15 protein-coding genes, 1 other RNA gene and 2 pseudogenes are annotated in these 16,958 nt (G+C 45.4%); 11 read left to right on the top strand and 7 right to left on the bottom strand.

What is annotated here, in order from left to right; genetic code table 11:
- The first annotated feature begins 2 nt into the window (after positions 1–2).
- Positions 3–791 carry an outer membrane protein assembly factor BamD gene (locus DK423_RS04565; protein WP_005555867.1) on the top strand — a complete coding sequence of 263 codons (789 nt, stop codon included), beginning with the start codon at positions 3–5 and terminating at the stop codon, positions 789–791.
- Positions 792–826: 35 nt separating this feature from the next.
- On the opposite strand, the gene DK423_RS04560 is transcribed toward DK423_RS04565, so the two are convergent.
- From DK423_RS04560 to DK423_RS04550, 3 genes are all read right to left on the bottom strand, one after another.
- Complete coding sequence (locus DK423_RS04560; RefSeq protein WP_032996509.1) at positions 827–1,402, bottom strand: 5-formyltetrahydrofolate cyclo-ligase; 576 nt, start codon at positions 1,400–1,402, stop codon at positions 827–829.
- A 15-nt stretch (positions 1,403–1,417) separates the two neighbouring features.
- A non-coding RNA gene (gene ssrS, locus DK423_RS04555) (6S RNA) lies at positions 1,418–1,601 on the bottom strand.
- 94 nt (positions 1,602–1,695) lie between these two features.
- Positions 1,696–2,004, bottom strand: a complete 309-nt coding sequence (locus DK423_RS04550) for a cell division protein ZapA (RefSeq protein WP_005589964.1) — start codon at positions 2,002–2,004, stop codon at positions 1,696–1,698.
- A 176-nt stretch (positions 2,005–2,180) separates the two neighbouring features.
- On the opposite strand from DK423_RS04550, the gene DK423_RS04545 reads away from it, so the two are divergent.
- The 6 genes from DK423_RS04545 to rplS all read left to right on the top strand — a co-directional run bounded on the left by DK423_RS04545 (position 2,181) and on the right by rplS (position 6,528).
- Complete coding sequence (locus tag DK423_RS04545; RefSeq protein WP_005555860.1) at positions 2,181–2,741, top strand: YecA/YgfB family protein; 561 nt, start codon at positions 2,181–2,183, stop codon at positions 2,739–2,741.
- Between the two features lie 13 nt (positions 2,742–2,754).
- Positions 2,755–4,056: a Xaa-Pro aminopeptidase gene (gene pepP, locus DK423_RS04540; RefSeq protein ID WP_005555858.1), complete on the top strand. Its 1,302-nt coding sequence runs from the start codon at positions 2,755–2,757 to the stop codon at positions 4,054–4,056.
- A 488-nt stretch (positions 4,057–4,544) separates the two neighbouring features.
- A complete protein-coding gene (rpsP, locus tag DK423_RS04530) occupies positions 4,545–4,793 on the top strand; it encodes a 30S ribosomal protein S16 (RefSeq protein ID WP_005555856.1) in 249 nt (82 codons plus the stop codon).
- 25 nt (positions 4,794–4,818) lie between these two features.
- Positions 4,819–5,346, top strand: a complete 528-nt coding sequence (gene rimM / locus DK423_RS04525; RefSeq protein WP_005555855.1) for a ribosome maturation factor RimM — start codon at positions 4,819–4,821, stop codon at positions 5,344–5,346.
- A gap of 56 nt (positions 5,347–5,402) precedes the next feature.
- A complete protein-coding gene (gene trmD / locus DK423_RS04520; protein ID WP_005555853.1) occupies positions 5,403–6,152 on the top strand; it encodes a tRNA (guanosine(37)-N1)-methyltransferase TrmD in 750 nt (249 codons plus the stop codon).
- A 25-nt stretch (positions 6,153–6,177) separates the two neighbouring features.
- Positions 6,178–6,528 carry a 50S ribosomal protein L19 gene (gene rplS / locus DK423_RS04515; protein ID WP_005555850.1) on the top strand — a complete coding sequence of 117 codons (351 nt, stop codon included), beginning with the start codon at positions 6,178–6,180 and terminating at the stop codon, positions 6,526–6,528.
- 109 nt (positions 6,529–6,637) lie between these two features.
- On the opposite strand, the gene mreD is transcribed toward rplS, so the two are convergent.
- The 3 genes from mreD to DK423_RS04500 all read right to left on the bottom strand — a co-directional run bounded on the left by mreD (position 6,638) and on the right by DK423_RS04500 (position 9,324).
- Positions 6,638–7,126, bottom strand: coding sequence for a rod shape-determining protein MreD (gene mreD, locus DK423_RS04510; protein WP_005544893.1), 489 nt, complete (start codon positions 7,124–7,126; stop codon positions 6,638–6,640).
- Positions 7,126–8,199: a rod shape-determining protein MreC gene (gene mreC, locus DK423_RS04505; protein WP_005555848.1), complete on the bottom strand. Its 1,074-nt coding sequence runs from the start codon at positions 8,197–8,199 to the stop codon at positions 7,126–7,128. The genes mreD and mreC overlap by 1 nt, the downstream gene beginning before the upstream one ends.
- A 69-nt stretch (positions 8,200–8,268) precedes the next feature.
- Positions 8,269–9,324 (bottom strand): rod shape-determining protein, encoded by a 1,056-nt coding sequence (locus DK423_RS04500; RefSeq protein WP_005555846.1) that lies wholly within the window; start codon positions 9,322–9,324, stop codon positions 8,269–8,271.
- A gap of 249 nt (positions 9,325–9,573) precedes the next feature.
- Between DK423_RS04500 and rnr the strand changes: the two are divergent.
- The 4 genes and pseudogenes from rnr (at position 9,574) to glpQ (ending at position 15,716) form a co-directional block, all read left to right on the top strand.
- Positions 9,574–11,974, top strand: a pseudogene (gene rnr / locus DK423_RS04490) (ribonuclease R).
- The gene (rlmB, locus tag DK423_RS04485) at positions 11,971–12,708 is read left to right on the top strand and encodes a 23S rRNA (guanosine(2251)-2'-O)-methyltransferase RlmB (protein WP_005555842.1); all 738 of its coding nucleotides are present in this window, start codon (positions 11,971–11,973) and stop codon (positions 12,706–12,708) included. Before rnr ends, rlmB begins: the two are co-directional and overlap by 4 nt.
- 333 nt (positions 12,709–13,041) lie before the next feature.
- Positions 13,042–14,484 (top strand): glycerol-3-phosphate transporter, encoded by a 1,443-nt coding sequence (glpT, locus tag DK423_RS04475; protein ID WP_032996507.1) that lies wholly within the window; start codon positions 13,042–13,044, stop codon positions 14,482–14,484.
- Between the two features lie 149 nt (positions 14,485–14,633).
- On the top strand, positions 14,634–15,716 hold the full coding sequence (glpQ, locus tag DK423_RS04470) for a glycerophosphodiester phosphodiesterase (protein ID WP_109043896.1): 1,083 nt from the start codon (positions 14,634–14,636) through the stop codon (positions 15,714–15,716).
- 56 nt (positions 15,717–15,772) lie between these two features.
- Here glpQ and dprA read toward each other — a convergent pair.
- Positions 15,773–16,893, bottom strand: a pseudogene (dprA, locus tag DK423_RS04465) (DNA-processing protein DprA).
- Between the last annotated feature and the right edge of the window lie 65 nt (positions 16,894–16,958).

The raw sequence follows: 16,958 nt of genomic DNA, 5'->3' as shown, positions 1-16,958 counted from the left end.
CAATGCGTAAACTTAAATCCTTTGCATTGCTTGCTGCCATGGCGTTGGCGGTAACGGGTTGTTCCGGCTCAAAACAAAACGTGGAACAAGCCCCTGAGCAAACCTTATATACTACCGGGCAAACCTATTTGCAGGACGGCGATTATACTCAAGCCATTCGTTATTTTAATGCGGTGAGCAACCGCTTCCCGGGCAGTTCCTACGGCGAACAGGTGCAACTAAATTTAATTTACGCGTACTACAAATCTCAGGATTACAGCGAAACTTTGCTGACTATCGACCGCTTCATTCAGCGTTACCCGAACAGCAGTCATTTGGATTATGCCCTTTACATGGCAGGTTTAACCAATTCCGCCTTGGGTGATAATTTCTTCCAGGATTTCTTCGGCGTGGATCGTGCCACCCGTGAGAACACCTCAATTAAAACCGCTTTTGCCAACTTCCAGAATTTAGTCAATCACTTCCCGAACAGCCCTTATACGCCGGACGCGTTGGCGCGTATGACTTACATTAAAGCCAGCCTTGCCCGTCATGAATTGGAAATTGCCAAGTTCTATTTTAAACGGGATGCCTACGTGGCGACGGCAAACCGCGTGGTGTCGATGTTGAAACTGTATCCGGACACACAAGCCACGCTGGACGCGCTGCCGTTAATGAAGGAGTCTTATGAAAAGATGAACTTGAAACACTTGGCGGATCAAACGGCGCAAGTGATTGCGGCGAACGAAGGCAAGAAATTTGACGAGCCGGAAAAACCGAAAGAGCCGGAACTTCAAGCGCCACAGCAATAACAAAAAAACCTCCGAAAATTCGGAGGTTTTGTTTTTTATCCCGCCAAAATATGTTCCAGCGGAACATCCCAACTTTCTACCGGCAACGTTTCCACTTGTTGACATTGATGCGCCAAACCCACGGCAATGAAACGATGTTGTGGATTTTGTAACGTGCGATCATAAAACCCGCCACCCATGCCAAGGCGATTGCCCTGTTTATCAAATGCCACCAACGGAGTGAAAATCATATCTAACTGTGCCAGGGGCAACACATTCTGCACATTCAAGTGCGGTTCTAAAATGCCGAATTTATTCCGCTTCATCGGCGTGTCGGGCAAATAGCGCAAAAATAACAAATGCCCGCGACAGAAGGGGTGTAACACCGGTAAATAAACATTTTTGCCTTGCTGCCATAATCGTTCAATGAGCGGTTGCGTTGAAATTTCGCCGTCGAAAGCAAGATAAAGTCCGATATGTTGCGCATGATGTTGTTCAATGAGCGCTAACGCCTGTTCGGTGATGTTTTGGGCGGCTTGTTGCTGTTGAAGTGCGGTCAGTTTTCGGCGCGTTTTTCGCATTTGCTGACGAAGTTGTTGACGAACTGTGGCGGTTGAGGGAAGTGCTTGCATAGGTATTATTTGGTAGGAGACCCCGAGGTGCCGTTGCGGGTGGTCGGTCCTTGAACCCTACGGTTCAAGGGAATTAGTTGAAATCATTTTTAGGCTTCTTAGTCGAGCTAAGCCTGCACACCAATGACAGGAAACCAATTCATAAGATTAAAAGTATCGGCTCAGGGACGTAACCCACTGGCGAACACCTCAGGAAATTCTTTTATTTAATACTACTCGAAATTACGTTTAATGACTAGCACAAATTCTTTTTCTCAGAATACTTTTAGTTATCTGAAATCACGATGAAATTCTCAGGAATTGAACTTTGGCGCACCGATATTTTCGAGGGAATGATCCAACGGACGCAGGATTTTATTTTTCAACACATCTTCAATTAAATGGGTTTTTTTCTGTTCCTGCATGAGTTCAAAACTTAAATTCAGGGCGACGATGGAAAGCACTTTATCCACTTGCAGAATACCGGTGCGTTCTTTCATTTCCGATACGCGCTGATCCAATTCACGGGCGGCGCTGCGTAACGCGTCATGTTGTTCTTCCGGGCAATTTAAACGTAACAGCTGCCCTAATACGGAGATTTCAATACTTTTAGTCGATGACATTTTTTGCCCCAAATCCATTAATCAAAATTGCGCGTATTATGCCACAGGCGGAAAAGCTTGCCAATTTCTAAACCGGTTGTGAGCGTTCGCAAATTCTCTTGAAAATCCCTGCGGAATATTGGTCGCTTTGCGTGAAGAGTGATAAACTAAGGGCAATTTCAACAAGGATAATTTCAATGACAACAATTTCTTATCAACACCTGAATCAACAACTCCGTCAAGCTTCCATTCCGCTTTCCGCCGCCGAATTACACGGTTTTTTGAGCGGCTTAATTTGCGGCGGTGTACAGGATCAAAGCTGGCAACCGTTGCTGTACCAATTCACCAATGATAACCACGCCTATCCTACCGCACTTTTGCAGCACATTAGCGACATTTACCGGCAAATTCGCCGCCAATTAGCCGACAATGAAAGTTTTGATTTTGAGCTTTGCCTGCCGGAAACGGAAAATGTGTTCGAACAGGCGGACGGTTTGGCGGAATGGTCGAACCACTTTTTGCTCGGTTTAGGTTTGGCGCAACCGCATTTGGACAAAGAAAAAGGCGACATCGGTGAAGCGGTGGATGATTTACATGACATTTGCCAATTAGGTTATGACGAGGAAGAAGATGACCCGGAGGAACTGGCACAGGCGGTAGAAGACATTGTAGAATATATGCGTACTATCGCCACGTTATTTTTCACCCATTTTAATCAAATTAATCAAACTGAAGAAAAACAACCGACTTTACATTAATTAAGGACAAACTATGGATCTCGCGTACATGGCTGCGTTACCGCCGGAAGAATTTGCGCAACGCCGGGCTAAAGTGTTTGAACAGATGCAGGAAGATTCCCTGTTTTTGGTGTTTTCCGATATTGAACGTCGTCGCAACGACGGCTGTGATTACCCGTTCCGTCAGGACAGTTATTTCTGGTATTTAACCGGTTTTAATGAACCGAATGCCGCGTTGTTATTGCGTAAACAGCAAGGCGAACAACAAGCGATGATATTTTTACGCCCGTCCGATAAATTGTTGGAAATTTGGAACGGGCGCCGTCTTGGCATGGAAAATGCGCTACAAACCCTGTTGGTGGATAGCGCTTATGCGATTGAAGAATTCGTTCCGCAGTTTAAAAATTTAGCGCAAAAACAGACCGCACTTTACTACGCACCGAAGCAGCAACCTTGGGGCGATGCGCTGCTGGAGCAAAGTGCGGTGGAATTTTCCGGCGTTTTTAACTGGAAACACATGCTGGGCGAAATGCGCCTGTTCAAATCGGAAAATGAAATTGCGCTGATGCAGCAAGCGGGGCAAATCAGCGCGTTGGCGCATATTAAAGCCATGCAACAAACCCGTCCGAACCGTTTGGAATACGAAGTGGAAAGCGACATTTTGCACGAATTTAACCGCTTCGGCGCGCGTTATCCGGCTTACAACAGCATTGTCGCAGGTGGCGAAAATGCCTGTATTTTGCACTATTCGGAAAACAATATGCCGTTGCGCGACGGCGATTTGGTGCTGATTGACGCAGGTTGCGAATTCGCCATGTATGCGGGAGACATTACCCGCACTTTCCCCGTGAACGGTAAATTCAGCGAGGAGCAAAAAGCCATTTATGACATCGTACTACAAGCGCAAAAACGCGCCATTGAATTGTTGGTGCCCGGCAGCTCCATTGCGAAAGTCAATGAAGCAGTGATTCGCATTAAAACCGAAGGTTTGGTACGTTTAGGCATTCTGAAAGGCGATGTGGATGAATTGATCGAACAAAAAGCCTATCGTGAATTTTATATGCACGGCTTAGGGCATTGGCTCGGCTTGGATGTGCATGATGTGGGTGATTACGGCGAAAACCGCAGTCGCACATTGGAACCGGGCATGGTGATTACGGTGGAACCGGGGCTGTATTTATCCAAAGACGCGGATATTCCGGAACAATACAAAGGCATCGGCATTCGTATTGAAGATGACTTGCTGATTACCGACTACGGCAACAAAAACCTCACCTCCGCTGCGCCGAAAGAAATTGCCGATATTGAAAAACTGATGGCGGACGCGCTTAATTGAGCCAAAAGTCAAGTTCTCAGCCCGGATGCGTGTTGGTGTTTTTGCCTTTAGAACAGGAAATTTTACAATATTAACAATCCTGCTTTGATTTCGGCGAATATCGTTATTTGTGTTATTACGAAGGCAAAGTGGAAGTAGCTAAAATGTTGTTACTGAGGCAGGTATTCAGTGGCGATCATCGGGCTTGGTCTGTCGGCAACAGATAAATAGGCTGTGAAAAGAACAACTGATTAAACAGATGTTAAGGCTGTAGAAATGACGCCTTAAAAAACACTCGGAAAAACAACCGCACTTTTTTTCACATTCATTGCAAAAAATCCTATTCCCACCAAGCCTGAACATGGATTTCAGCTTGCTTTTTATGCGAAAAAGAGTAAAATCCACAGGCTTTTTGTCTATATATACAGAGAAAAAAGTAAGTTTAACTCTCATTTAACTTTCGATATTTGAGGGTTTTCTTTTTGTAATCAAATTATTAGAGGAAGGTTATGGTAACCATTCGTTTATCTCGTGGCGGAGCTAAAAAACGCCCATTTTACCAAATCGTTGTTGCTGACAGCCGTTCACCGCGTGACGGTCGTTTCATTGAGCGTGTTGGTTTCTTCAATCCAATCGCACAAGGTAAAGCAGAACGTGTTCGTATTGATTTAGACCGTGTTAACCACTGGGTTGGACAAGGTGCTTCATTATCCGATCGCGTTGTGAGTTTAGTAAAAGAAGTGCAAAAAGCCGCTTAATTTTACTTTTTAAGAGGTGATGAAGATGCAACAACAAAGAATCGAAACTGTCGGCAAATTAGGTTCGACTTATGGTATTCGCGGTTGGTTACGCATTTATTCATCCACAGAACAAGCTGAAAGCATTTTCGACTATCAACCTTGGTTTTTAAAAATCAAGGGGCAATGGCAGCCGACAGAGCCGGAAAATTGGCGTTATCATAATCACGAGCTGATCGTTAAATTAAAAGGCGTGGATGATCGTGAAGCGGCGCAAATTCTGGCAAATGTGGAAATCGGTGTGGATTTATCCGCATTTCCGCAGCTGGAAGAAGGCGATTACTACTGGCATGATTTAATCGGTTGTGCCGTGGTGAATCTGGCAGGTTATGCCATGGGAAAGGTAACCGAAATGATGGAAACCGGTTCCAATGATGTGTTGGTGGTCAAAGCCAACGTAAAAGATGCTTTCGGAAAACAAGAACGGTTAATTCCGTTTTTGTATGAACAAGTAGTTAAAAGAGTCGATCTCGCCACTAAGACGATTACAGTGGATTGGGACGCTGGTTTCTAATCTCAGGTATGCCGTAGCGCTTATTAACATAAGGCTCAATGAAATAAGGCTAAATTATGTGGATTGGGGTAATAAGTCTGTTCCCTGAAATGTTTAAAGCAATTACGGAATACGGGGTAACCGGCAGGGCTGTTAAGCAAGACCTGTTACAAGTGCAGTGCTGGAATCCGAGGGATTTTACGCACGATAAGCACAAAACCTTAGATGACCGCCCTTACGGCGGAGGTCCTGGAATGCTGATGATGGTGCAACCGTTAAAGGATGCCATTGACGCAGCAAAAAAGGTAGCAGGTGAAGGCGCAAAAGTGATTTATCTCTCGCCGCAAGGTCGCAAACTCGACCAACCGGGCGTAGAGGAATTAGCCCGAAATCAGAAATTGATTTTGTTATGCGGCCGCTATGAAGGCATTGACGAACGGTTGATTGAAACCGTGGTTGATGAAGAATGGTCGGTGGGTGATTATGTATTAACCGGTGGTGAATTGCCGGCAATGACGTTAATTGATGCCGTTGCCCGTTTTATTCCCGGTGTGCTTGGCAAACAGGCTTCCGCCGAGGAAGATTCCTTTGCCGACGGATTACTTGATTGCCCGCATTATACGCGCCCTGAAGTGCTTGACGGATTAACCGTGCCTCCCGTGCTGATGTCGGGACACCATGAAGAAATTCGCAAATGGCGGTTAAAACAATCGTTATTGAGAACATGGTTACGACGCCCTGAGCTACTGGAAGGTCTAGCTCTGACTGACGAACAACGTAAGCTGTTAAAACAGGCGCAAGCCGAATATAACGGTAAATTCAGTTAAATCTAGGATCAAAAAGGATCAAAAAATGTCTAACATCATTAAACAACTTGAACAAGAACAGTTAAAACAAAACGTACCTAGCTTCCGTCCGGGTGACACATTAGAAGTTAAAGTATGGGTTGTTGAAGGTAGCAAACGTCGTTTGCAAGCGTTCGAAGGCGTGGTTATTGCAGTTCGTAACCGTGGCTTGCATTCCGCATTCACTCTACGCAAAATCTCCAACGGGGTTGGTGTTGAGCGGGTATTCCAAACCCACTCTCCGATCATTGACAGCATCGCTGTGAAACGTAAGGGTGCCGTGCGTAAAGCAAAACTTTACTACCTGCGCGAACGTTCAGGCAAATCTGCCCGTATCAAAGAACGTTTGGGCGAATAATTTACAAACCAAAAAAGGCTTGGGAATTCCAAGCCTTTTTCGTTACATAGCTACATAAAGTGCGGCCATAAAAAAATGCGTTTTAACGCCGAATCGTTATTTCAATTCGTTAATCAATTCCCAACCGGTAGCGGACCTTTCTTAATAATAAAAACATCCATGGCCAGAGCATGCCACTGATTAAGGCACCGAAAATTTCCTGCCAATTAAAGCTGGCGTCGTGCAGGAGCGATTCGATAAAGAAAATACTTAAACGAACGGCAAACACTAATGCGACAACTAACAAGCTTTGCATCCATAAGGAAAGGTTGCGCAGAATCAGGTGGTAGGTAGTGATTAAATAAGCAGAAACGGAAAGAACCAATGCGTGAATACCAAGGGTTGAACCAAGTACCATGTCCCAAATGATACCGATAATGAATGCCTGACCGATGTTGACTCTATGTGGAATAGATAATGTCCAGTAAGTGAAAACCAACACGATCCATGTCGGCTTGAAACTTTGAAAACCTACAGGCCAAGGCGCAATTTCCATCACCAAGGCGATGATAAAAATCGTGCTTAATACGAAACATTGAAAAATAAAACGACCTTCCATTAATTTTCTTCTCTCTGTGGTTGTTCGCTCGGAATAACCGGTGCAGGTGCATTATTTTCTCCCGAAGTATCAGGCACTGTTTCCGGTTGGGGATCTTCCGGCGTATCAGTAGACGTATTTAGCGTCTCATTATTCTCAGTCGGTACCACGGCTTTTTTCACTTTATTGGCTTCACTACCTTGATTTTCTAAACGTAGCTGCACTGCTTTGCGGACCTCTTCCGGCGTGATGGATTTCGCTTTACGCATATCTTCATTGGTTGGCCAGAGTAAAAGTACATAGCGTAATTTATCAATGGATGCCAAAGGCTTTGCCGTGACGGTGGCGAAGTAATTTTGTCCGTCGCGGGAGATTGACTCTACAACGGCAACCGGGTAGCCTTCTAAAAAGCGCCCACCTAGCCCTGACGTTACCAATAAATCACCTTTTTCGATATCCACCGAACGGGGCACATTATCCAGCGTCAGTTCGTCACTGTGTCCGGTTCCGCTGGCGATCAGCCGCACATCGTTACGCAATACCTGTACCGGAATAGCATGGGTTACATCGGTAACCAACAGCACGCGGCTGGTATTTTCACCGACAGAAATAATTTGTCCCACCACGCCTTTTTCATCAATGATGGGTTGTCCTACATAAGCGCCGTCTTTCTGCCCTTGATTAATAACCACCTGCTGGCGGTAAATGTCCATTTCGGCGGTAAGCACTTCGGCAATTTTTTTATATTCGTCAATGCGTAGGGGCGAGTTGAGTAACAAACGTAAACGTTGGTTTTCCACTTTAAGCTGATCAAGCAATAACAAATCGGCATTTTTTTCGCGTAGCTGCGTTTTTAAGACTTTATTTTCGATTTGCAGCTTGTTGGTATCCACCAAATTGTCGGACACGCCATCCAGTACGGTACGCGGCGTATTGGCTAGATAATAAAGCCCGCCCACCGCCGTTTCAAGAAAACCGCGGGTTTGAATCATGGTGGCAGTTTGACCGTCGGAGAGGATTAAACCGATAGAGGCGGTGACCGCAAAAAAAAGTTTTAATCCTAAGGGAGGGGTTTTACCGAATATGGGTTTCATTCTGTTTAATCCGGGCTAAATAAAAGTGCGGTTAAAATTCACCGCACTTTTCGTTGAGTTTAGCTTAAATTAAATTTCATCACTGAAAATATCGCCGCCGTGCATATCGATCATATCCAGTGCTTCACCGCCACCGCGTGCCACGCAGGTTAACGGCTCTTCCGCAACGATAGTCGGTACGCCGGATTCTTTGGCTAATAACACATCAATGTTGCGTAATAACGCACCGCCACCGGTTAGCACCATACCGCGTTCAAAAATATCGGCGGCGTGTTCCGGTTGGCATTCTTCAAGCGCTGTGCGTACGGCGGCAACGATGCCGCTAAGCGGTTGACGAATCGCTTCTAACACATCACGGGAATTTAGCGTAATGGAACGTGGCGCGCCTTCGGCAATGTTAGAACCGTGAATTTCCATTTCTTTGATTTCATCGTCTTCCTGAATGTAGGCGATACCGATTTCTTTTTTGATTCGTTCGGCGGTTTGTTCGCCGATAATGGAACCGAAGGTTTTGCGGATATAAGACACGATGGCTTCATCAAAACGGTCACCGCCGATACGTACGGAAGAAGAATAGACGATACCGTTTAAGGAAATAATCGCAACTTCGGTGGTACCGCCACCGATGTCGATCACCATGGAACCGGTCGCGGTAGAAACCGGCAATTTCGCACCGATTGCCGCCGCCATCGGTTCTTCGATTAAATACACTTCACGGGCGCCGGCACCGATTGCGGATTCTTTAATGGCACGACGTTCTACTTGGGTGGCGCCTGCCGGTACGCAAATTAATACGCGCGGGCTCGGACGCATGAAATTGCCGCTGTGCACTTGTTTGATGAAATACTGTAACATTTTTTCGGTGACGAAGAAGTCGGCGATAACTCCGTCTTTCATCGGGCGGATGGCTTCAATGCTTTTTGGCGTACGGCCCAACATTTGTTTCGCTTCTTTACCGACGGCGGCAATACTTTTTAGGGAACCGCTGCGGTCGCGGCGAATGGCTACTACGGAAGGTTCGTCAAGGACAATGCCCTGACCTTTTACATAAATAAGGGTGTTTGCCGTACCCAGGTCGATAGAAAGATCGTTCGAAAATAGACCGCGAATTTTTTTAAATAACATAGGAATTCCGTTTAGCTGAATTGAACAAAGAATGCTCACATTTGAGCGTCAAAAAAATTGTGCTAAATGTACCAAAAAATGCGGGGTTATAACAGAAAATTTTGTATAAATAAGGTAAAAAAATCTGAGCAAAACCTTTACGTTCAAGGTTTCTCAAATATTGTTGGAACGCGTTTACCACATCATTTCCCTTGCTTTAGTCAAAACAGGGTGTAAACTGACCGCACTTTATTTGATTGATGAAAAATTATGGCGAAAAAACACAATAAATCCTCTTTGCAGGATCCGAATTACGCAAAGGAATTGGCAAAATATGACAACCCGATTCCGAGCCGCGAATTTATCCTGCAAATTATCCGCAAGCAAAACTCCCCCATGAGCAAAGAAGAGATTTTTGCCGCTCTTGCGATTTCCAACGGTGAACAACAGGAAGCTATGCGTCGTCGTTTACGCGCCATGGAAAATGACGGGCAACTGGTGTTTACCAAGCGCAAACGCTATGCCTTGCCGGAAAAACTGGATTTGCTCAAAGGTGTGGTTATTGGGCATCGGGGGTTTTGGCTTTTTGCAGGTGGAAGGGAAAAAAGAGGATTTTTTCATTCCGAATGTGCAAATGCAGAAAATTATGCATGGCGATTATGTACTGGCGCAAGCCAACGGATTTGATCGCAAAGGTCGCCCTGAGGTACGCGTCGTGCGTTTATTGGAAGCGAATAAAAAACAAATTGTCGGTCGCTTTTTCTTAGAACAAGGCATCGGTTATGTGGTGCCTGATGACAGCCGTATTACACGTGATATTTTGATCCCCGAAGAAGCCCGCCTTGGCGCGCGCATGGGGCAGGTCGTGGTGGTGGAACTGAATCCTCGCACCGCGCCGTTCTTCCAGCCGATCGGTAAAATCACGGAAATTCTGGGTGAAAGCATGGCAAAAGGAATGGAAGTGGAAATTGCCATTCGCAAGCATGACATGCCTCATGTATTCCCAAGTGCGGTGGAAAAACAACTTAAAAAATGGCAGGAAGAGGTGCCGGAAGAGGCAAAACGCGGACGCGTGGATTTGCGCGATTTGCCGCTGGTGACCATTGACGGCGAAGATGCCCGCGATTTTGACGACGCGGTGTTCTGCCAAAAACAAGGCAAAGACTGGAAATTGTGGGTGGCGATTGCCGATGTGAGCTATTACGTTCGACCTAAAAGCGCTTTGGATCAGGAAGCGTATAATCGCGGCAATTCCGTGTATTTCCCGAATCGGGTGGTGCCGATGTTGCCGGAAAAACTCTCCAACGGGCTATGTTCCTTAAATCCGCAGGTGGATCGGCTGTGCATGGTGTGTGAAATCACGCTTTCCGCCAAAGGTAAAATGACGGACTACCGATTTTACGAAGCGGTGATGAACTCCCACGCCCGTTTAACCTACAACAAGGTCGCAAAAATACTGGAAAAAGACACCGCACTTTGCGAGCGTTATGCGCCTTTAGTGCCGCATTTAGAGGCGCTGCACGAGATGTATCGGGCGCTGGTAAAAGCCCGTCAGCAGCGTGGCGCCATCGAATTTGAAACCATCGAAAGCAAATTTATTTTTAACGCCTTGGGACGTATTGAACGCATCGAGCCGGTAGTGCGCAACGATGCCCATAAAATCATTGAAGAATGTATGATTCTGGCGAACATTGCCGCCGCCAATTTTATGGAGAAAAATCAGGAACCGGCGTTGTACCGCATTCACGCCTTGCCGGGAGAAGAAAAGCTCACGGCGTTTCGCAGTTTCTTGGCGGAATGCGGTTTAACGCTGGGTGGTGGCAATAAACCGACGCCGATGGATTATGCCGCGCTTCTGGAACAAATCAAGGCGCGACCTGATCGCGAATTGATTCAAACCATGCTATTGCGCTCCATGAGCCAGGCTGTGTATAACGCCGACAACATCGGGCATTTCGGCTTGGCATTGAGCGAATATGCGCATTTTACGTCGCCCATCCGCCGTTATCCCGATTTGACCTTACACCGCAGTATCAAATACTTGTTGGCGAAAAAGAAAGGTTCCAAACGCAAAACTACCGACACCGGCGGCTACCATTATCAACTTGACGAAATGGATGTCTTCGGCGCCCATTGCTCCACCACCGAGCGCCGTGCCGATGACGCCACCCGAGAAGTGGCGGACTGGCTGAAATGCGAATATATGCAGGATCATGTGGGCGAAGAATTTGACGGCGTGATTTCTTCTGTCACCGGTTTCGGTTTTTTTGTCCGCTTAAACGACTTATTCATCGACGGCTTGGTGCATATTTCCGGGTTGGCGAATGATTACTATTTGTTCGATATGCCGAAACAGCGTCTTATCGGCGAAAACAGCGGCATGATTTTTCGTATCGGCGATGCGGTGAAAGTGCGGGTGGAAGCGGTGAATCTGGAACAAAAACAAATTGATTTTGCTTTGATCGCCAGCGAACGTAAACCGAGACGCAGCGGCAAAACGGCGAGAACCAAAGCGAAGAAAGCCGAGACGGCGTCCAAAAACGCAACAGCAAAGCAAGCCGCTGAAAAGAAAAAAACGAAACCACAGAAAAGTGCGGTCAAAAATAATGGCGTTTCTAAAACGAAACCGCAAACCGCAGCTAAAAATAAGAAGGCGAAGAACAAAGCATGAGTGAAACCATTTATGGCATCCACGCCGTTAAGGCGTTTGTGACCAATTATCCGGAGCGTTTAATTGAAGTCCTGGCGCTAAAAGGACGCGATGATCAACGTTTGCAACCGTTAATTAATGACATTCAGCGGTTGGGGATTTCCGTTCAATTTTTAAACCGTCAAACGTTGGATAAAAAAGCCGAAGGCGAAGTACATCAAGGCATTATTGCGCGCGTGCATTCCTTACCGGAATTAAACGAGCATGATTTGGATCGTTTGCTGGAACAGCAAAATGCGCCTTTATTGTTGGTATTGGACGGCGTGACGGATCCGCATAACTTGGGCGCTTGCTTGCGTACCGCCGATGCAGCGGGCGTGAATGCGGTGATTGTGCCGAAAGATAAATCGGCGCAATTAAATTCCACCGCGCGTAAAGTGGCGTGCGGTGCGGCGGAGAATGTGCCGCTTATTCGGGTGACTAACCTTGCCCGCACCTTGCGTGAGTTGCAGGAACGGCATAATGTGTGGGTTGTCGGTACTGCGGGAGAAGCTACGGAAACCTTGTATCAAACTAAACTGACCGGCGCATTAGCCCTGGTGATGGGCGCGGAAGGCGAGGGAATGCGTCGCTTAACCCGCGAACACTGCGACCAATTAATCAGTATTCCGATGGCGGGTTCCGTTTCTTCTCTCAATGTTTCCGTTGCCACCGGCGTGTGTTTGTTTGAAATCGTGCGACAGCGCTTAAAATAATGTCATCTCACGCGGATAAGGCGGAAACCTTTTCGTCTTATCGTTGAGTATTTTCCTCAAAAAACACTTTGAAAAACAACCGCACTTTTTCTTTGCCAAAAATCTAAAACTAATTATTTATTCTCATACTTCCCTACATTTTATGCGCAAAAAGGAATATTTATTTTTGGTTTTTGCGCTTTATCATTTCGCATACGATCAAATGACAGGTATTTTTGTGATACTTCTCACAAAATCCCATAAATATTCTTTTCTGTTTTTGGATTTCTTTTATTATTCCACCGTGCTTTTCACAAAAGACAATTTGACTTAATGAACATTTGGAGAATTTTTATGTTTGGTCCATTTAAACCGGCTCCACACATTGCGGAATTGCCGGCAGACAAAATTGATTCCACCTATAAACGTCTTCGTTGGCAGGTATTTGCCGGGATCTTTTTTGGCTACGCTGCTTATTACTTTGTGCGTGCAAACTTCGATTTGGCACAGCCGGGTTTAATTCAAGCCGGTTTATATTCAAAGGCCGAGCTGGGGGTTATCGGTTCTGCTGCAGGTTTAGCCTATGGTTTATCAAAATTCGTGATGGCGGGGATGTCAGACCGTTCTAACCCGCGCGTGTTCTTGCCGTTCGGTTTATTGCTTTCAGGTCTTTGTATGACCTTAATGGGTTTATTCCCATGGGCGACCTCCGGTATCGCCATCATGTGGGTAATGATCTTCTTGAACGGTTGGTTCCAAGGAATGGGTTGGCCTCCATGTGGGCGTACCATGGTTCACTGGTGGTCTAAATCCGAACGTGGGACTATCGTGTCAATTTGGAATACTGCGCACAACATCGGCGGTATGATGCCGGGTGCGATGGTGTTATTGGCAAGTGCAATCTTCTTCAGTACACACGGTATTGAAGCGCAAGCAAAAGACATTTGGCAACAATCCCTTTACTATCCGGGTATTGCCGCAATGATTTGCGCGATTCCGGTGTATTTCATGATGCGTGATACCCCACAATCTTGTGGTTTACCCTCCATCGAAAAATGGCGTAACGACTACCCGGATGACTATAACGAAAAAACTTACGAAAACGACTTGACCGCAAAAGAAATTTTCTTGACTTATGTGTTGAAGAACAAATTGTTATGGTACATCGCCATTGCTAACGTATTCGTTTACTTAATCCGCTACGGTGTATTGAAATGGTCTCCGGTTTACTTAAGTGAAGTGAAACACTTCAACATCAAAGGTACCGCATGGGCATACACCATTTATGAATTAGCCGCAATTCCGGGTACATTATTATGTGGTTGGGTATCTGACCATGTATTCAAAGGTAAACGTGGCCTAACCGGTTTCATCTTCATGATTTTAACCACCGCAGCGGTAGCCACATACTGGATGAACCCTGCAACACCGGAAACTGAGCTTGCAAACTACAGCGCATGGTATGAAAACCCATACCAATTAACCGACTTTATTTTGATGACCCTAATCGGTTTCTTAATCTACGGCCCTGTAATGCTAATCGGCTTACACGCCCTTGAACTTGCACCGAAAAAAGCGGCAGGTACCGCAGCAGGTTTCACCGGTTTATTCGGTTACTTAGGCGGTACCGTGTCTGCATCAGCAGTTATCGGTTGGGCAGCACAATACTACGGTTGGGACGGCGGTTTCTATGTCATGATCGGCGGTGGTATCTTAGCAGTTATCTTGCTCTTCATCGTGATGATTGAAGAAGGCAAACACAAAGCGAAATTAGGCGATACTTACGGTACGAAATAATTAGCCTAGAAAAGGCGGCGGGCAAATGCTTGGTCGCCTTTTTTGTCATTAGAATTTAATATTTCATAACATCTTTCGTAACGACAGGCTTTATGGATAGCACCAAAAACAACCCAAAAAATCAACCGCACTTTCAAGGAGAAATGCTTATGAAACTAAAACATGTAGTCTTTAGCTTAATTGCAGCAACCGTTTTAGCCGGTTGTAGCGTAAATTATTACAAAGGTTCTGATATGGATAAAATTATTATTGCTCACCGTGGTGCAAGCGGCTATTTGCCGGAGCATACACTGGAATCAAAAGCCCTTGCTTTTGCGCAACACGCGGACTATTTAGAGCAGGATTTGGCAATGACGAAGGATAGTCGTTTAGTTGTTATTCATGATCACTTCTTAGACGGATTAACCGATGTGGCGAAAAAATTCCCGAATCGTCACCGTAAAGACGGTCGTTACTATGTGATCGATTTCACCTTAAAAGAAATTCAAAGTTTGAATATGACGGAAAACTTTGAAACCAAAGATGGCAAACAAGTCGCTGTTTATCCCGGACGCTTCCCGCTTTGGAAATCCCATTTCAAAATCCATACTTTTGAAGATGAACTTGAATTTATCCAAGGTTTAGAAAAATCTACCGGCAAAAAAGTGGGAATTTATCCTGAAATTAAAGCACCTTGGTTCCACCATAAAAACGGTAAAGACATTGCCGCAGCGACCCTTAAAGTATTGAAAAAATACGGTTATGACAAGAAAACCGATATGGTTTACTTGCAAACTTTCGATTTCAATGAGTTAAAACGTATTAAAACCGAATTGTTGCCGAGAATGGGCATGGATTTGAAATTAGTGCAATTAGTGGCATACACCGATTGGCATGAAACCGAAGAAAAAAATGCAAAAGGCAAATGGGTAAATTACGATTACGATTGGATGTTCAAACCGGGCGCCATGGCAGAAGTAGTGAAATATGCCGATGGTGTGGGACCGGGTTGGTATATGTTGATCGACAAAGAAAAATCCAAACCGGGCAAAATCGAATACACGCCTTTAGTCAAAGAATTGGCACAATATAAGGTGGAATTGCACCCATACACCGTGCGCAAAGATGCTTTGCCGGACTTCTTCACCGATGTGAATCAAATGTATGACGCTTTATTAAACAAATCCGGCGCAACCGGTGTGTTCACCGACTTCCCGGATACCGGCGTACAATTTTTGAAAAAACACAAATAGTTTGTGGTCACATTGTTTATTTGGAACGGATCTTTATGATCCGTTCTTTTTTTGCACTAAATCCGCCGATATAACCCGTTCTCACTGAGAATCAAATCCTGTAATTCCAGTTCCAACAGCTGAGTAAGAATTTGATCAATAGACAGATTAAGTGCCGTAGATAAATCATCTGCGCTCATCGGATTGTAGCCGATAATATTGTATAGCGCGGGATGGGATGGCGTGACAGGGGGCGGTAATGCAACGGATGTTGATTTCTTTATACAGGAAAAGTGCGGTCGATTTTGCGGGCGTTTTTTCCATGTCATTTGCGGTGCAAGATTTTCCAAAATATCTTCCACGTTCTCGACCAGCATTGCGCCTTGTTTAATGAGCTTATGGCAGCCCCGGCTAAATTGGCTTTGAATATTGCCCGGCAGTGCAAAAATCTCTCTGTTTTGTTCCAACGCATAGCGCGCGGTAATGAGCGATCCGCTACGTTCGGTGGCTTCAATAATCAAGGTCGCTAACGATAACCCGCTGATAATCCGATTACGGCGAGGAAAATTTTCCGCAATAGGCGGTTGTAGCGGGAAAAAAATTCAGAAACCAACGCGCCACCGTGTTCAATAATATTCTGTGCTAATTTGCGATGTTTGGCGGGATACACTTCTTCCAACCCGCTGCCTAAAACCGCGATGGTCGGTTGTTTTAAATCGACGGCGGCTTGATGGCAGAAACCATCAATGCCCAACGCCAATCCGCTGGTAATGATGAAGCCGTTGGTGGTCAATTCTGTGGCAAAATATTTCGCCCAATATTCACCGTAATTTGAGCATTGTCGGCTGCCGACAATGGCGATTTGTTGCTGTGATAATATGCCAGGTGTGCCTTTGACGAATAAAACCGGTGGCGCACTTTCAATCTGTTTTAGGAGATCGGGGTAATCCGGGTGAAAATAATCAATAATGTGATTTCCCTCTTTTTCCCCCCACAAGAGTGCCGGTTCAATATAACGCTGTTCCGGGTGAAACCACGCTTGAATTTGTTGGGTATTCCAACCCATTTGTTTGAATGCGGCGGCATCGTAATATTGCAATTCGGACAAATTCACTTGAGCAAGGATTTTATGAATGGTGGTAGGACCCAGTTTGGGAATTTGTAATAGACGTAGTAAAAGTGCTAAATGTTTGTTCATATTTTTCCTTGCTCTTTTTTAAAGAGGCAATTATAGGCAGAGAAAAAAGAAACTGAAGAAATAAA

This window comes from Aggregatibacter actinomycetemcomitans (genome assembly GCF_003130205.1).
In the GTDB taxonomy this organism is placed as follows: Bacteria; Pseudomonadota; Gammaproteobacteria; order Enterobacterales; family Pasteurellaceae; genus Aggregatibacter; species Aggregatibacter actinomycetemcomitans_A.
This window is presented reverse-complemented; position numbering and strand designations above follow the sequence as displayed.

What these genes read in the sequence shown, in the direction of transcription:
- mreD (WP_005544893.1), bottom strand. Translation starts at nt 7,126, where the DNA reads ATGGAAGGTCGTTTTATTTTTCAATGTTTCGTATTAAGCACGATTTTT.
- glpT (WP_032996507.1), top strand. Translation starts at nt 13,042, where the DNA reads ATGTTTGGTCCATTTAAACCGGCTCCACACATTGCGGAATTGCCGGCA.
- rplS (WP_005555850.1), top strand. Translation starts at nt 6,178, where the DNA reads ATGTCTAACATCATTAAACAACTTGAACAAGAACAGTTAAAACAAAAC.
- DK423_RS04545 (WP_005555860.1), top strand. Translation starts at nt 2,181, where the DNA reads ATGACAACAATTTCTTATCAACACCTGAATCAACAACTCCGTCAAGCT.
- trmD (WP_005555853.1), top strand. Translation starts at nt 5,403, where the DNA reads ATGTGGATTGGGGTAATAAGTCTGTTCCCTGAAATGTTTAAAGCAATT.
- rimM (WP_005555855.1), top strand. Translation starts at nt 4,819, where the DNA reads ATGCAACAACAAAGAATCGAAACTGTCGGCAAATTAGGTTCGACTTAT.
- rlmB (WP_005555842.1), top strand. Translation starts at nt 11,971, where the DNA reads ATGAGTGAAACCATTTATGGCATCCACGCCGTTAAGGCGTTTGTGACC.
- pepP (WP_005555858.1), top strand. Translation starts at nt 2,755, where the DNA reads ATGGATCTCGCGTACATGGCTGCGTTACCGCCGGAAGAATTTGCGCAA.
- DK423_RS04500 (WP_005555846.1), bottom strand. Translation starts at nt 9,324, where the DNA reads ATGTTATTTAAAAAAATTCGCGGTCTATTTTCGAACGATCTTTCTATC.
- rpsP (WP_005555856.1), top strand. Translation starts at nt 4,545, where the DNA reads ATGGTAACCATTCGTTTATCTCGTGGCGGAGCTAAAAAACGCCCATTT.
- DK423_RS04565 (WP_005555867.1), top strand. Translation starts at nt 3, where the DNA reads ATGCGTAAACTTAAATCCTTTGCATTGCTTGCTGCCATGGCGTTGGCG.
- DK423_RS04550 (WP_005589964.1), bottom strand. Translation starts at nt 2,004, where the DNA reads ATGTCATCGACTAAAAGTATTGAAATCTCCGTATTAGGGCAGCTGTTA.
- glpQ (WP_109043896.1), top strand. Translation starts at nt 14,634, where the DNA reads ATGAAACTAAAACATGTAGTCTTTAGCTTAATTGCAGCAACCGTTTTA.
- DK423_RS04560 (WP_032996509.1), bottom strand. Translation starts at nt 1,402, where the DNA reads ATGCAAGCACTTCCCTCAACCGCCACAGTTCGTCAACAACTTCGTCAG.
- mreC (WP_005555848.1), bottom strand. Translation starts at nt 8,199, where the DNA reads ATGAAACCCATATTCGGTAAAACCCCTCCCTTAGGATTAAAACTTTTT.